Source organism: Algoriphagus resistens (assembly GCF_001442615.1).
Taxonomy (GTDB): Bacteria; Bacteroidota; Bacteroidia; order Cytophagales; family Cyclobacteriaceae; genus Algoriphagus; species Algoriphagus resistens.
The window spans coordinates 1-15,541 of sequence record NZ_LMXN01000030.1 but is presented as its reverse complement, the minus strand read 5'-3'; the positions used below and the strand labels follow the sequence as shown (position 1 = coordinate 15,541).

General features: G+C 41.7%; 13 protein-coding genes. All 13 read right to left on the bottom strand.

Annotation, left to right across the window (positions count from 1 at the left end; all coding sequences use genetic code 11):
• Positions 1 to 287 precede the first annotated feature (287 nt).
• Positions 288 to 1,190 carry a ThuA domain-containing protein gene (locus tag AS141_RS25530; RefSeq protein WP_057940557.1) on the bottom strand — a complete coding sequence of 301 codons (903 nt, stop codon included), beginning with the start codon at positions 1,188 to 1,190 and terminating at the stop codon, positions 288 to 290.
• Positions 1,191 to 1,235: 45 nt separating this feature from the next.
• Entirely contained in the window at positions 1,236 to 2,165 is a 930-nt protein-coding gene (locus tag AS141_RS25525) for a sugar phosphate isomerase/epimerase family protein (protein WP_057940556.1), read from the bottom strand.
• 43 nt (positions 2,166 to 2,208) lie between these two features.
• On the bottom strand, positions 2,209 to 3,744 hold the full coding sequence (locus AS141_RS25520; RefSeq protein ID WP_057940555.1) for a TolB family protein: 1,536 nt from the start codon (positions 3,742 to 3,744) through the stop codon (positions 2,209 to 2,211).
• Positions 3,745 to 3,774: 30 nt separating this feature from the next.
• Complete coding sequence (gene trxB, locus AS141_RS25515) at positions 3,775 to 4,722, bottom strand: thioredoxin-disulfide reductase (RefSeq protein WP_057940554.1); 948 nt, start codon at positions 4,720 to 4,722, stop codon at positions 3,775 to 3,777.
• A 360-nt stretch (positions 4,723 to 5,082) separates the two neighbouring features.
• Positions 5,083 to 6,213, bottom strand: coding sequence for a redoxin domain-containing protein (locus AS141_RS25510; protein WP_057940553.1), 1,131 nt, complete (start codon positions 6,211 to 6,213; stop codon positions 5,083 to 5,085).
• A 97-nt stretch (positions 6,214 to 6,310) separates the two neighbouring features.
• A complete protein-coding gene (locus AS141_RS25505) occupies positions 6,311 to 8,005 on the bottom strand; it encodes a RagB/SusD family nutrient uptake outer membrane protein (protein WP_057940552.1) in 1,695 nt (564 codons plus the stop codon).
• Positions 8,006 to 8,031: 26 nt separating this feature from the next.
• A complete protein-coding gene (locus tag AS141_RS25500) occupies positions 8,032 to 11,175 on the bottom strand; it encodes a SusC/RagA family TonB-linked outer membrane protein (RefSeq protein ID WP_082632439.1) in 3,144 nt (1,047 codons plus the stop codon).
• 40 nt (positions 11,176 to 11,215) lie between these two features.
• The gene (locus AS141_RS25495; protein WP_157243599.1) at positions 11,216 to 11,785 is read right to left on the bottom strand and encodes a hypothetical protein; all 570 of its coding nucleotides are present in this window, start codon (positions 11,783 to 11,785) and stop codon (positions 11,216 to 11,218) included.
• Between the two features lie 333 nt (positions 11,786 to 12,118).
• Positions 12,119 to 12,646 (bottom strand): transposase, encoded by a 528-nt coding sequence (locus AS141_RS25490; protein WP_157243598.1) that lies wholly within the window; start codon positions 12,644 to 12,646, stop codon positions 12,119 to 12,121.
• A gap of 600 nt (positions 12,647 to 13,246) precedes the next feature.
• Complete coding sequence (locus tag AS141_RS25485; RefSeq protein ID WP_057940548.1) at positions 13,247 to 14,185, bottom strand: HipA domain-containing protein; 939 nt, start codon at positions 14,183 to 14,185, stop codon at positions 13,247 to 13,249.
• Positions 14,175 to 14,510, bottom strand: a complete 336-nt coding sequence (locus AS141_RS25480; RefSeq protein WP_057940547.1) for a HipA N-terminal domain-containing protein — start codon at positions 14,508 to 14,510, stop codon at positions 14,175 to 14,177. Before AS141_RS25480 ends, AS141_RS25485 begins: the two co-directional genes overlap by 11 nt.
• Positions 14,507 to 14,719: a type II toxin-antitoxin system Y4mF family antitoxin gene (locus tag AS141_RS25475; RefSeq protein WP_057940546.1), complete on the bottom strand. Its 213-nt coding sequence runs from the start codon at positions 14,717 to 14,719 to the stop codon at positions 14,507 to 14,509. The genes AS141_RS25480 and AS141_RS25475 overlap by 4 nt, the downstream gene beginning before the upstream one ends.
• Positions 14,720 to 14,930: 211 nt before the next feature.
• The gene (locus AS141_RS25470) at positions 14,931 to 15,242 is read right to left on the bottom strand and encodes an RteC domain-containing protein (protein WP_057940545.1); all 312 of its coding nucleotides are present in this window, start codon (positions 15,240 to 15,242) and stop codon (positions 14,931 to 14,933) included.
• Between the last annotated feature and the right edge of the window lie 299 nt (positions 15,243 to 15,541).

Sequence of the window (15,541 nt, the reverse complement as noted above, 5' to 3'; positions counted from 1 at the left end):
GCTAGCACTCCCTTCAGCCCAGGGGACGTTCGTACTCATACCCTATAGTTAGCTCCCAAGCCAGGCGCACTTAAACAAACCAGTCCAGAACAAAATCTGGACTGGTTTTGAGAAATTGTATTGGCTGAGTTTTTCAGCAGACCCTAAAGTAACAAATCTTTTTCCCTGGCAAACCAGATTATGATGTTATAAGAAAAACTCCAGACATCTCCAGGAGAAGGAAAAAGTGTTTGTGAAACTAATGGGAAGAATTTACAGGATACGCTAGGCTTAGAACCCTGCGGGAGTTAGTCCGTAGCAGCAATATCCGGTCGGTATGAAACTGTATTTGCATCCGGGTAATTATCAGGAACCTTTTGGGTAACTTCACCAGTCGCAGCCCATTCAGTCCCCCTTTGAAGCAGCACCACATAATCTATTGAACTCATACTTGTAGCATCATGGCCTGGAGCGTAATGAAAAACCCTTCCTTCGCCATAGCTGATAACCATTAGCTGAGGTTCATCATAACCAGTTCCTTTGTTGCTCTTATCAGAATAGGCAGTCACAAGCACAGACATATTTTCACCTGGACCACGAAGTTGGGCATACAATTCATCACTTTGATGCATCCAGACTGAGGGAAGGCCCTTTGTAATGGGATGATTACTGTTCACGACTTTCATCTGGAAAGGAAGTCTGCTTCCATGGCTGCCAGCATTTCCGGGTTTAGGATCAGTAACCAACTTTCCTTCATGATAATACCAATATGGCCCACTTTTCTCATTTCGGCCACGCCAGCCTCCTACACCAATCATTTTGTTGAATTCCTCCCATTCAGGAAAAGAATTATTCGCGCCGTGTATTGTCACCAGGCCCCCTCCATTCAACATATATTGCTCAAAAGATTTCTTCAAAGCCTCAGGCCAACGATCTGTTGGGGCATCATAATTTAAAACAACAACTTGATAATCGGTAAATTTCGGCATAAAATCGCTAAAGTCACCATTCTCCGGTGGAGTTGTAACTATATCAGTATTAAATTTTTTAGGTTCATCTAATATCTTTTTAAGTATTGGAGTGACCAAATCCCATCGATGATAGGGGTTCATTTCACCATCCAATATCATAACGCGAATGGGGTTCTGTGCTTTTACGCTTAAAATGGATAAGAAAATAATTGTACAAAAAGCAATACTTAATTTTTTCATAAAGAGTTTAGTTTTACGTGAAGATCCTTTATAGGACATACTCTTTTATAATTTCAAACCTGATAGGTTTTTGTGATTTATCCTCATGCTGTCCATTGATGGACGGGTAAAATTTTCCTGTTCAACTATAAAATGCTGCATACCATATTTTTTAGCCTCTTTCAAAATATGGCTATAGTTGATGGATCCGTTGCCGATTTCTGTACTGTTTTTCATATCCTGCTTATCCATATCCTTGATGTGGCCTAACGGGAAGCGGTTTGGATACTTTTTAAAATAGGCTATCGGATCGTAATTACCTGCTACAAGCCAAAAAATATCCATTTCCCATTGCACCAGTTCAGGATCTGTATTTTCCAGCATAAAGTCATACAGAACTGAGTCTCCAATTTTTTCAAACTCAAAGGCATGATTATGATAAGCAAACTGTAAACCTGCGTTTTTACAGGTTTCACCAACTGAGTTAAACAGTTCCGCCGTTTTCTTCAGATCGTCAGGAGAGTTGCGTAAACCTTTATCCATCCAAGAGCAGGTAAGATATTTTTGGCCGGTTTCAGCTGCGTTTTGAACCAATTCATCAAATCTGGTCAGCATTGTGGCATGGTACCAGGATTCTGCCTTGCCTTCACGTGTCCCTGATCCAAAATGGCTGCTTATCAATTTCATTCCCATGTCCTTTAGCATTGAGGAAAAAACTTTAGGTTTCATTCCATAGTAATGACCTTTACTTCCCGGATACGATTCAATTTCTTTATAGCCGATATCAGCCAATTGCTGTAGGGTTCCTTTTAGATCCTTCTCCAGGATATCTTTTACCGAATATAACTGCAAGCCAATCGCTCCTGATTTTTTCCTTTCAAAGCCGATAACTTTTTCATTTTTTAATAGATTATTACCCCAGAAAGCTTCCGGAAGTAATATAGTGCCCAAAGCCAGAGCACTCGCATTTTTAAAGAAACCCCGTCTGTTTACCATTTGATTGTTTTGATTTCGATGAATAACTTAATCTAAAAAATAATTAGTTGCCAGATTTTTCATTTCCTGTAGCAGCCGAGTTGCTGATAAAGGCAACTTTTTTACTGTCTGGGCTCCATGATGGGGTATTGATTGTTCCCTGGCCACCGTATACATAAGCAATTATTTTCGGGTCCCCACCACCAACTGGCATCATACGTAGATACACGTGCTTGTAGAAGGGGTGATCTCCAGACTCTACTTCTTCTTTCAGAAACGATAAGAACACAATAGACTTCCCATCCGGTGAAATATGAGGGAACCAATCATGGAAGTCATCGTTGGTAACGGCTTCCTGCTCTTTTCCGTCAGATTTCATTCGCCAGATTTGCATCGTGCCGGATCGGTTGGAGTTAAAGTAGATGTATTTTCCATCGGGTGTGTATTCGGAACCGTCATCCAGACCTTTAGCAGTTGTCAGACGTATTTCTTCGCCACCTTCAGAGGGAACTGTATAAATGTCGTATTCTCCATCGCGTTCTCCTGTAAATGTGAGCAATTTGCCGTCGGGAGACCAACCATGTAGATAAGATGGGCCTCTTGGGGTAATCTGCTTTGGATTTCCACCTGTCACAGGTACTGTGTAAATAATGGAGCCGCCCAGATCAGAAACTCCACTGCTTAGCCCCAGCATCTTGCCGTCGAAAGAAAGAACATGGTCGTTGTTGTTGTTCTTAACCTCGCCTGTGTTGAGTACTTTTGGCTTACGCGTTGACAGGTCAAAGGTATGCATAGAGCCTTCGCTGTTGTAGATCAGGGTATTACCGTCAGGGGTCCAGTTCGGTGCCTGCAATGATTTCGCAGATGAATAAACAATCTTGCGGTCTCCGGTTTGTACGTCCAATATCTCCAGATCACTTCCCAGATATTGTCGATACGGAATCAAATCATCCGGGGCAGGCGCCAAGATGCGCACATCACTGTAAACACCTTTTTCAACTACATCTTTATTATGAGATCCCACAAACAAGCCTACATATACTTCTTCACCCAATTCTAGATCAGCTACTTCCTCAGTAACAAACGGTTCACCGAACTTTGCAACCCGCATGGTATAGGTATTGCCTTTTCTCTCCAGCTGAATTACATCTGCATGTGTCAAATCCGAGCGAATCTCATCGGTATTAGCCCCAGCTGTCTTTCTATACTGTAATGAAGTAAGGCCGTCCCCATGTACTACTGCATTAATATGGGTGGAATTCCCTTCTAGGCTGGTACGAACCATCCATCCCACTTTACGGTGTGGATCAACACCTTCTCCCACAAACTTGGCGCGGGTATAAAGAATAAAATCACCTTCCATTTTTTTCCATAAAAAATGGAATTCATCGTGGTCTAACCAAATATTATAGCCCGCTCCACTTATCTGGTATTGTTGCGTTATGGAATCATATACTGCAGAACCAGGCTTTACATCGGTACCTATATCCCCATGGCCATCAAAGATTCCCAAGGATTTATTTTGTGAAAAAGCAGGACTGCTTATTAAAGCTGCCAGCAATAAACAAAATGAGAAAACACTCAATTTCAATCGTTTCATATCAATTATTATTCATTAATAATACAAATGTTAATCAGCAGATGAGACATGTGCCTCTACTGTAGTTAAAAACCTTTCTGCCTCCAAAGCTGCCATACATCCAGATCCAGCTGCGGTTACGGCTTGCCGAAAATGCTTGTCCTGAACATCTCCACAGGCAAACACACCAGGGATATTAGTTTTCGTAGAATCGGGTTGGGTAATTATATACCCTTGATCATCCGTATCCAGGTACTGACTGAATACTTTTGCGTTTGGATGGTGACCAATGGCCACAAAAAAACCTTGTACAGCTAGTACATATGTTTCTTCGTTAAGATTGTCCTTTACCCGAACCCCGGTAACTATCTGTTCTCCTATTACTTCTTCCGCTTCTGCATGCCAGTGAACGGTAATGTTTGGGGTATTGATTACCCGTTTCTGCATAATTTTAGATGCCCGCATCTCATCCCTTCTAATCAGCATATGTACATGGTTACATAATTTGGATAGATATAAGGCTTCCTCACAGGCGGTATCACCAGCACCTACAATTGCCACATCCTGACCCCTGTAGAAAAAACCGTCACAAACTGCGCAAGCCGATACACCGCTTCCGTTAAGACGTGTTTCTGAGGGCAAACCCAACCACTTTGCAGAGGCTCCTGTAGCAATAATTATAGAGTCAGCCGAAATATTTTTTATGTTATCTATGGTAATTTCATGGGGGTGGCTGGAAAAGTCCACATCAGTAACTATTCCGTTTCGGATATCCGCATTAAACCTTTTGGCTTGCTTTTCAAATAACTCCATCATTTCGGGCCCCAGTACACCGTCAGGAAATCCAGGGTAATTTTCTACGTCCCTGGTAATGGTAAGTTGACCCCCTGGTTGGCTGCCTACATACATTACTGGATTTAAATTCGCTCTCGCTGCATATATAGCAGCTGTGAAACCTGCTGGACCTGCACCAATTATTAAACATTGAAGGTGTTCCATTTATCTATTTAATAGTAACTAATTTAACTTTTATCGATTTTGTAAGAGAGAGCAGGATCAGTAATAGTGACAGGTGGTGAAGTCTGGTTCCAACTATCCTGTTATCCTAGTATGCTCGAGTAGTCAGTCCATAAAATCAAGGTTACCAGAATGTATTTACATCTCCTAACCAATAATTTCATTGAAATAAAAAGGACATATACCCATTTATAATGGAATATAAAAACGCTAAACCTTAAAGTAGTGATCATATTCCCACACCAATCTTGTTTAGCCTAACAAAAATTATTTAATGAGGAAGTAAATTAAAAACCTGGGCTTTCTGATTATAGAGAAACATTATCAAAAGCCTAGGTTCAATTAATAATACCTACCTACTTCTTCAACTATCATTTTTTTCATGCTTTGCGGTTCAATTGTGCCTTGTACCCTATATATAACTTTACCCCCCGGCTGAATCAAAAGTGTATAGGGTAAAGCACCTTGCCATTCAGCATCAATAGCATCGATAAGTTTATATTTATCTTCGGAATTATAAATATAATTTATACCGGAAGCCTGCATTTCTTTAAGTATTTCATGTGCTTTGTCTTTTTTATCCGGTCTATCCGCACTGATGGTTATAAATTCAAAGTCTCTTCTGCGGTACATGCGGTTTATATCGACAAAGTCCGGCATTTCAGTTACACATGGTCCACACCAGGTAGCCCAAACATTAATCAAGCGTACTTTATCAGTATCGTTTTTCAATAGTTCTTTTATCTTGGCATCGTCGATCAATTCCAGATTAACGGGTTCCTTGGCCCAGGCTGCTGGTGCTTTATCTATCCAATCACTCTTTTCAGACCATTTAACGGAGCATCCAAATGTTTTTGTTTCAGGTACGGCTACTGGTTTATTAGCCAACAAAGCATCTATTGCGTTCCTGGCATCTTCAGCATTGCCAGTACCCGGCTTTTCAGATCCATCCAAACGTCCCACATACTGTAACCTACGCTGTTTATCGAAAATAAAGATATGTGGGGTAGCAATTGGGCCATAAGATTTTGACATCTCCTCTGTCTCACCATCATAGAGATAAGGGAAATTATAGCCTTTTTCTTTTACCCTGATTATCATCTCTTCAAAGCTATCACCCATATCCGAGTAACCTAATTCGGATAGGGATACTGCATCGGGATCGTTGGGTGAAACAGCCACCAGGGCAACTCCCTTAGCTTTATAATCATTGGTTAAAGCTATTATGCGATCTTCATATGCCTGTGCTGTAGGGCAATGATTACAGGTAAAAACAATAGCAAGTACTTCGGAATCTGCAAAGCTTTCAAGGGTATAGGTTTTTCCATCCGTCCCTGGTAAACTAAAGCCTGGTGCAACCGCACCGATTTTCAGTGTCTCGATATCTGCAGCAAAGCCTGAGGTAACCAAAAACAGGGTCAAAATAAAGGAAAATGTTTTTTTAAAATAGGAAATTGAATTAAAGGGATCCATAGTTATTTAGTTTAAGGTAATATATGTGTATAGTTTAATGTATTTAAGGAAACATATTCTAAAATCAATGACTGCATCATTTCCTCAATTTCTATTTCTACCATCCAGGATTCTGTTTTAGTAAATTGTTGCTTAAATCAATTGCACTTAAAGGAATAGGCAAAATTGCATGCTTTGGCAAAGCCGGGCTCGTAAGGTTTTCAAAACCCTGTATGGTGCGAGCTTCATTTTTAAAAAATGAATTCATGGTTGTTGTATAATAATCGGCCCCGTATCTTGACAGATCAAACCAGCGGTGCCCTTCCGTTGCCAACTCTAATCTCCGCTCAAACCGAACTGCCTTTCTAGCATATTCCACATCAGGAAAGTTGGGGTAAGGTTCAATATGATAGTTGGTAGGGTTAACACCGGGTATAGTAGGGACATAGGTGGATTGATTTGCTCTGTTCCTGACCTGATTGACGTAATCAAGGGCAGTCATCAGGCTCCCGCCGGACTCTACCAGTGCTTCTGCTGCCATCAGTAATACATCAGCATAACGAATAACCTGGTAATGTATACCCGGTCTTTCAAACTGTCCAAACTGTCCTCTGTTTGCGTCAATGTCCCAGGCCCGGTACTGGAATTTTTTAGTGGCATAGGGGCCACCATTTACCTGGGCTCTAACCCAGGACATCCCCACAAACCTGCCAAATCCATTCCAGTCCAAATCCCTTCGCCCCACAGTAAAATCAAGTCTGGGATCTACCGGGCCGGAGTGTACAGTAAAAGGGGTGGGCGTTGTGCCATCTGCCTCAAATGAGGGCAGGCCTTGATCATTCTTTATATCAGTCAGATTATAAGTGTCCAATAAAGGCAATCCGGAGGCATCTGTCTGATAAGCGTTGACAAGGTCCTGAGTTGGCTGATAAAAACCGCAGCAAGTTCCCAAGGGCCCACCGGCAAGTGGCCACAAGAAGCTCCGGTTTCCATTAAAAGACTGACCGTCATCATTTTGAAACTGGATAGCAAAAACTGATTCAGTTCCCGCTTTCCCGGCCTCTCCGAAATTATCCGTAAATTCATCAAGCAGCTGATATGGCCCACTTTCAACTACTTCCTGCAATAATGTTGCTGCCTCAGTGTATTTCTGCTCATACAGGTAAACCTTTCCCAGATACGCTTTGGCTGACCATTGGTTTGCACGACCTGATTCGCCTTGAGTGGGTGGCAGATTCTCTATTGCAAATTGAAAATCTTCTTCTATCTGATCCCAAAGAGGCCCATCGTTTGGTTTATTGGTTTCATATATGTCCTCGGGGCCGAGGTAGACTACATTCCCCCATGATCTGGTCAAATTAAAATTAAAATGTGCTCTCAGAAATCTCGCCTCAGCAATCTGGGTAGTCAGGTCTACTTCTTCAACCAATTCGGCCTGTGCAATAACCAAATTTGCCCGATTCACTCCTGCATATAGCCCTTTCCATTCATCCAATATGAAAGGATTATTGGTTTCATAATTATGCATGGACAATTGAAAAAGTGGCGCGAGATCACCATTATCCCCACCCTTATGTGCTTCATCTGACATGATGCCATACCAGAATTTATCGCCAGTGGAATAATAATCATTTGTAATACCAGGTCTCAGCTGGTCAAGCATGGAGTATGCTCCTATCAGGAGCAAATCCACCCCTTCTTCTGTAGCTAAAGACTCGGAACTTATAACCCCTTTAGGTGGGATTTCATTGAATTCTTCAACACAGGAAGATGCAAGAAAGGCAAATACGAATCCTATTAATATATTTTTCATACAAGTTATATATTATAATGTTTTGATTAAAAGCTAAAATTGAGACCAACAGTATAAGCCTTGGCGATCGGATAGGTCCCAGTATCAACCCCAAATGTAAGATCACTTCCCCCAGTTGATCCTGTTTCCGGATCTGTGCCGGTATAGTTGGTTATAGTAAACAGGTTGGTTCCCTGTAAATAAACAAGAGCATTGTTTACACCCAATTTGGGCAAACTGAAATTATAACCAAATTGTAGATTCTTCAATCGCAAATAAGAACCATCCTCTACATAATATGAATTTGGTGCGGATTCGCTGTTCTTTACACTTGTTCCTACCATCGGCAGTGTTGCATCCCGGTTGGTTTCGGTCCAGGCATCCAATACTCTCGGGCTTCTGTTTCCATTGAAGAACGTTCCAAAATCTGTATATACTTTTAGAAAGTTATATATCTCGTTACCTTGGGATCCTTGGAAGAACATTGTAAGACTGAATTTCTTATAGGATAAATTAGCGTTTAAGCCGTAGGTAAAATCAGGGTGCGGGTTACCAAGATTGGTTCTATCCGCATCATTAATGATCCCGTTGCCATCAATATCCCGGTAGCGGAACCGTCCTACCCCTGCAGCAGGGTTAGCAAACCCCTGGCTGGGAGCCGCTGCAACTTCTTCGGCATTTTGAAATATCCCGATTATATCCCGTCCATAAAAATATGATATAGGCTCGCCACTTGAGCTTCTGGTAATAATTCCGTTATAGAAATTTGCACCGGTAAGGAAAGCACTTGGATTAGCATCATTTAAACTTACCAATTCATTCTTATACGCAGATATATTTAACCCAACATCCCACTTAACAGTAGATTCTTTAGAGAAATTACCATAGGCCAGACTCAAATCAACTCCCCTGTTTGTTACTTTACCTGCATTAATATAAGGTGCTGCTGCATCTATAGCGGTAGAAGGAAGAGGACTGGCAATAATCATGTCCCTAGTAGATTTATTATAGACATCTATGGAAAAACTGGCATCATTATTTAAAAAGCCCAGATCTAAACCAATATTGGCCTGTTGGGATATTTCCCAACGCAGGTTTGGATTACCCAATCTTGACAGCATTGTTCCTGTATTTATGGTACCGTTTTGAATAGAATAAAAAGAATATTCCGGATTAGTCTGATAAATATTAAGGAAGGGGTTGGGTATTGGAATAGACTGGTTGCCTAACAAGCCATAAGATGCTCTTAACTTTAACAAGGAAACTTTAGATTTATTCTTCATGAAATCTTCCTCACTGATAATCCAGCCTACACTTCCAGAGGGAAATACTCCTGAATTGTTTCCTTTGGCAAACCTTGATGACTTATCTTGTCTAACTGAAACGGAAGCAAGATATTTTCCTTTATAAGCATAATCAGCATTAAAAAAATAAGAGGAAAGCGTATTTTGTTCCCATCTGCTGTCAGCAATATTAGGTGCATTGTTACCTGTTCCCAAAATCAGATAGTCAGCATCTTCCAAGAGAAAATTTTCAATTCTGATATTGGAAAGCCTCAGGGATTCATTAACCGCTTCAGCTCCTGCCAACAGATTGATGGTATGATCCCCAACCTGTTTGTTATACCGGACCGTGTTCGTCCAGACCCAGGAAGAGTTGATGCTTTGTATCTCATTCAGTGCCGTGGTCGTAACCGGCTCAGGAGATTCCGGGCTTTTCCGCACAACTGCATGAGCAAAAGTATTGTTATAATTAATGCCAATTGTTGATCGGGCGGTAAAATCATTTAAGAAATTCACATCCACGAAGGCGTCACCTACAAACCGGAAATTCCGGTTAAAATTATCTCTTCCCCTTTCTAAATTGGCAAGGGGAGAAATAAGGTTATTAAGTCCGGCTGCAGTGGAAGGACCTGCACCCGCAAAATTTCCACCTTCATCATAGTTGGGAATCAACGGGCTTGCGCCCACTGCACCCTGTACCTGGTTTTGGGATAATTGATCACTATAGGAAAAACTGAGGTGTTCACCAAACCGAATATGTTCGTTTACATCAATTTCAGAGTTCAATCTAGTGACGAAGCGCTCGAAGCCCGTATGAAGCTGAACCCCTTCTCTGTTCTGATAACCCACTGACATCAAATATCGAGTGTTTTGTCCGCCCCCCTGTATTGAAAGGTCATAATTCTGGATGCTACCTTTTCGGAATATTTCATCTAACCAATGGTTTCCGGTACGTGCACGGGTCAGGCGATTGGTGATTGGATCATATGGTAAATCTGGATTTCCCCTAATATATTCCGGTACGACTGGGGTGGGGCCATCGCCATATTGAGCGTGGCGTGGGGCAATTCCGTCGTTTAAATAGCTTTGCCAAAAAACTTCTCCCAACTGTTCCGAATTTAGCAACTCAGGTACATTGCTGGCCTCTTGAAACCCATAGAATGAATTAAATTGGACAATGGGTTTGGCCCCCTTACTACCTGATTTTGTCGTAATAATAATAACCCCATTGGAAGCTCTGGCTCCGTATATGGCCGCCGAAGCATCTTTCAAAACATTCATACTTGCAATGTCACTGGGATTTATTTGCGCCAATACATTCCCATCAGTGGTTTGCATGCCATCTATAATATACAAAGGACCATTATTATTTGTTGATCCAAATCCTCTTACCCGTACTATAGGTGTACTTCCCGGCTGTCCACCTGTCACTACTGTAACACCTGCAGCCCTTCCCTGTAATGCTTCTGCGGCATTTGTGATGGGTACAGCCAAAGCTTCTTCGGTTTTTATCTGGGACATAGAGCCGGTAGACAGTTTTTTAGACTGCGTGGTATAACCTACGACCACTACTTCTCCCAAATCACTGGCGTCGCTAACTAACACCACATCAAGAATAGTTCTTGACCCAACTGTTATTTCCTGTGAGGTATAACCAATGTAAGAGAAAACTAACACATCAGAAGGAGAGGCCTGTATATCATACCGCCCATCTATATCGGTAACCGTTCCTCTAGTCGTTCCGTTAATTAAGATAGTTACACCAATGAGGGTTTCATTAGTATCATCCGTGACAGTGCCAGACACATTCTGTTGCTGGGCAGAAGCCATATGGCTTATTGATAGGAGCAAAATCAAAGAGGCAAATTGTTGCCACTTAAAGAAGTAAGTAAAGAATTTTAACATCATTAGTATTTGGGGTTTAATTAATTGAGAAATGAGTCTCCACCTAAAACCTGATTTCAGAAATAGGCAAGAACTTGGGTTTTTGAAATAGGTTTGACTTATTTATGATCATCCTTGTCATTTTACTGACTATTGGGCTAAACTGGTTTATAAAGCTTACCGATGGGAGTATAGAAGGCCTGATTTTAACTTCTTCTCCCGAACAGCGGTAAATAACTTTATTGCCCGTTTCGGACAGCAGACTTTTCACTAATTGCAGTTCCGATAAAGTCAGGATGTTTACAAGCTCTTTAAAAGCTATTTTGGAACAGAACAACCGCAGGGTTTCATGAACCAGTTCATACCGGCTCAGCCAGGCAATGTTGCTTCCAAGGAGTTTGCTGTCCATTCGGATACTCCATCCGCTTACCTGAAATTCCTGTGCCCGGCCCTTGTTGACTGTGGTAAATGTTCCTTCCAAAAGATTGGGGTTACCCTGTCTTTCATGCTCCACTATAAACTTCCGGAACAGGTAGTAAGTAGACTCTGAGGGGATTAGGTTATCCATGTTGAGCAACCCAAGCGCCCTTCTGACCAATAAATTAAACCATCCAATTAATGAGAATAAAATCATATGTTTTTCACTTTGTTATAAACCCTTTATTGGCTTTACTTACTTTTCAGTGTGGACTCTAAAATAAAATTTATGACGTTTTCAAATTATAGATTCTCAAACAAGTTATTAATTGAAAACCCAATCTTGATAGATGTCAAAATTGAGGTATAAACTCAAAAGAGAACAATGGTAGTTGTAACAAAAAGCAAAGGTATTTTGTAAAAAACCGTATAAAAAGTGCGATTTCCACTCTTTAGAGATAGATTTTTCTGGATAAAGGGTTATTGTTAAAATAAATGAAAAGCATGAAATCTGCGAATATGCTTTTCCCGAGAATGGTAATCTACTTTTTCAAGAAGTCATTATTAGGCCAGATACATGATTCCATCCCATGGGATGAGTTGGTTTCCTGTCTTCCCAAAGAGCAGTCAGGGAGGGGAGCTCCAAGCTGGTTTGGGGGCAAAGGCATGTTTGCACTGTCTTGGCAAAATTGCTCATTGTAACTAAAATACTAATGCAAAAATCGATGCCCCGGTTTTGCAGTTCCTTGGCCACACAGATGTTGCCGAATCCACGGTCCAGCAGAAGTATGGCATTTTCTCCCAAGGGTGCGCGTTCCAGAGAGTCAGTCAACATCGTCTTTTCCCCCTTCGGCATCACCCCGATTTCTGAATCATGGACGAACCTGGCCATTACTGAATAGACCATAAAAATCCTGGCAAGGCTTCTTTCTGTCCCCTGCCCGGTGACGCTTTCAACCCCAAAATATTTTTTAACCGAAGCGCTTGGGGGAAGTCTTACCGTACTGCCGTCACCGGCATACAACCGGTAGCCATTCCAAAGGGGCATAGGCCTGGCCCTGCTAAAATCGGATACCATTGAGTTGATATCCCTGAAGAAATCGCTTTTGATCTTGTACCTGGCCTGGCTGAAACTGGCCTTCAGCCCGTACGGGGAAGGAGATCCAGCAGGTTGTGCTCAACGGATTCCTTGAAAAGGTGCAGTAAAGTGGCGCAAACGGCCGGAAAGGTAAGGGCGGACTGTCTGGAAAAATCCTTCTCAGAAACCCTGTATTTTAAAAAGCTTGATTCGGAATGGACAAAATCAAAGATTTTTTTTCGGAGCTCTGTAAGACAGCCCCGTCATCTTTTGTACAGTTATAGGATATGAGAAACCGGATGGAATCCCAACTGTCAGAAAGAAACGAAATGCCAAAAAAAGGGCATCCGCTGAGCTGAAACAGCATTTATAAGAAAATGAAACAGCGGACTTTTTGGGTGGCAGCGTCAGTCCATCCTAGCTTAAAGCTAAAAAACTACTGACAGGCTAAGTACCATTCCGGTGATCAAATCTGCCTTATCCCAAAGAATTTTGGACGTAAGGTAATGATTGGTTGGGATGAGGCAGATTTTCTTTCTGCCGAAGCCCCGTTCCGCCGGAACAAGGAAGTGGGCTGTGGAATATTAAGGGTAAGAAATCTTATTTGAGTCTATCATACCGTTCATTGAGTAAAACTAAATAGGCATTTTGCATATCCATTGAAAGAAATGAACGCTTAATCCATTCCATCACTTTGCCCCTTTGTTTTTCAAAACGTGTGAACACCCGGGCAATCTGCTTATCTGTCAACCCCATGCCGGCTCCAAACTCCCAAAAATCAGTTTTTGAGAATTTCCTCTTTCTTCCTCCCATGGTCAAGGCAAGTTCTTCCTGATCTTCGGGATTGACAATTTTCACATTCAATAAATCATAGGAAGGTGCCAGAACCCATCCTGCAGAAGACTGGATCATTGAAAAGTTTTTGAGATGCATATCGTTAATTCCTGTCAAAAAGGAAAACAACGCGATTTCAAACAAAAAAAGCAAATCTATACCGGATTGGTCAGAGTGCATGGCCAATGCCTTCCCTACCCGCTCCATTGAACTTCGGTATTTGTCAAATGCCTCAGTGATCTGAAACATATCAAGCATATGGATTTTATCCCCATTTTCCTCCCGGTCAACCCGTTTGGTGATGTAAGAAAGCTCACCTGAGGAAAGTTTGATCAGAGAAGAAGGGACTACACGGATTCCGAATAATTCCGCCGTCCGCATAGATAGATGTTCATTCGCGGGTAACTCGGGAAAGGTTGAAGAAGGGGGTTTGAAAATGTAATTCCCTCCCAATGCTCCCACCACTGTAAGTCTGTTCTCTGCACTTTCCCCAACTCCTTTAAAAAAGGATAAAGATAGTTTTGGCTGCACTCCGGGTACGGACACACTACGCTCTACTACCTCCATGGCAAGTTCACCCATCTGGTCTAATGAGTAAGGAATGATTGGGGCTACTTTTACACCAAAGAATTTAAGACTGCACTTTTCGTGAAAGTCTCTCCCTTCATCCAAGGACTCATAGCAATATAGACACCTATTTTTCATTTGTTCCAACAACCGGTTCTACATGTACTGCACCGATGCAGTTCTGACAACATGCCAAAAGCAAGCCCATCCGGTCATTTGGATTTAGCTTCCAGCTTTTACTTGCTATATCCAACAGCCATCCTTCAGGAATCAGGCCCTCAAAAAAAGGGAACAACCGTTTGTCGGTAAAGGGAGCTTCTCTTACAGGCATGGTAAAGGTGATAAAATCATGTGGGTGATTTTCCCGATATTCTTCCGTGTATTGGAAGTGATACAATCCTTCCTCAGTCTCTGTCAGAAAACCGGCAACTCTATTTTTATAATAGATGGTCGCCTTTCTCATAGTCCATTCAATTCTTTGTTGCTTACAGGAGCCAACTCATGGCCAAACATCCCCAAAACAGTATTCACCTTATCCAGATTCATATTCGTCTTGCCCTGCTCTATCTTCCTGACTACGGTCAAGGCAACCCCGCTCCGTTCGGCAAACTCTTCCTGGGTCATACCCAATTGCTTTCTTCTCTCTTTGACAAAAAGGGACAATCGTTTCATTATATGTTTTTAGATATAAACGCTCGATTCAATAATTAGATATACGTATTTACATATAAAAGTAATAATAAATTGCATATTATATTCAAAAACATATAGAAACAACTTTAAATAGGCTACAAGTATTCACAAAAACGCTCACTTCCACCCCTTAGACTAAAGTTTCAGAAACTGCTAAATCCTGCAATGTCATAGTATCAGAGTTTCAAGTTTATTGATAACCCATATCCGTTTCATCCATGCGTTTCACCAGACTCTCCTTCAGGCTGTCCAGGAAAATGGTCCTGTTCTTCTTTCTGCCCCGCATGCTCTGAAAGGTGCGGTAGAAATTCCCTACCTGTATGTTGAACAATGTCTCCATCAGCGTGATGATTGCCTTCACATCACTCTTGCCGTGGTTTACCGCACCCCGGGAATGCAGTGCATAAGCCAGCTCGATCAGGGCAGATTTTGAATCTGTCCATTCATGGTTTACTGGAAACTTCTTCTTTTTGCACCAAAAATGGCAACAGGAGTGCACCACTTTGTAATATACACAGGTTATTGCCCTTGCTTGGGTCGTTTAGCTTCTTATCCATTTTGTGGTCAGTTTAGTTTGGTGATAATCTCCTCGACAAGCATTTCGTAGTTTTTTGCTCCATTGGATTCCAGTGTATTCTCAAATATTCTTTCTCCCTGCAGCTAGGCTTATGATTTCCAATAAAAATATTCCTAGCCCGCTTGATGAGATCGACGAAAATCTTAATTTGGTCAAAGCAGTACCCCGAAGGCCTTTGGAAAATGGCGATATAGACGAAATAAGGTAGTGGAACTGCTGTAACC

Coding starts and splice junctions, on each gene's coding strand:
- AS141_RS25530 (WP_057940557.1), bottom strand. CDS start 1,190: ATGAAAAAATTAAGTATTGCTTTTTGTACAATTATTTTCTTATCCATT.
- AS141_RS25525 (WP_057940556.1), bottom strand. CDS start 2,165: ATGGTAAACAGACGGGGTTTCTTTAAAAATGCGAGTGCTCTGGCTTTG.
- AS141_RS25520 (WP_057940555.1), bottom strand. CDS start 3,744: ATGAAACGATTGAAATTGAGTGTTTTCTCATTTTGTTTATTGCTGGCA.
- trxB (WP_057940554.1), bottom strand. CDS start 4,722: ATGGAACACCTTCAATGTTTAATAATTGGTGCAGGTCCAGCAGGTTTC.
- AS141_RS25510 (WP_057940553.1), bottom strand. CDS start 6,213: ATGGATCCCTTTAATTCAATTTCCTATTTTAAAAAAACATTTTCCTTT.
- AS141_RS25505 (WP_057940552.1), bottom strand. CDS start 8,005: ATGAAAAATATATTAATAGGATTCGTATTTGCCTTTCTTGCATCTTCC.
- AS141_RS25500 (WP_082632439.1), bottom strand. CDS start 11,175: ATGATGTTAAAATTCTTTACTTACTTCTTTAAGTGGCAACAATTTGCC.
- AS141_RS25495 (WP_157243599.1), bottom strand. CDS start 11,785: ATGATTTTATTCTCATTAATTGGATGGTTTAATTTATTGGTCAGAAGG.
- AS141_RS25490 (WP_157243598.1), bottom strand. CDS start 12,646: ATGGTATCCGATTTTAGCAGGGCCAGGCCTATGCCCCTTTGGAATGGC.
- AS141_RS25485 (WP_057940548.1), bottom strand. CDS start 14,185: ATGAAAAATAGGTGTCTATATTGCTATGAGTCCTTGGATGAAGGGAGA.
- AS141_RS25480 (WP_057940547.1), bottom strand. CDS start 14,510: ATGAGAAAGGCGACCATCTATTATAAAAATAGAGTTGCCGGTTTTCTG.
- AS141_RS25475 (WP_057940546.1), bottom strand. CDS start 14,719: ATGAAACGATTGTCCCTTTTTGTCAAAGAGAGAAGAAAGCAATTGGGT.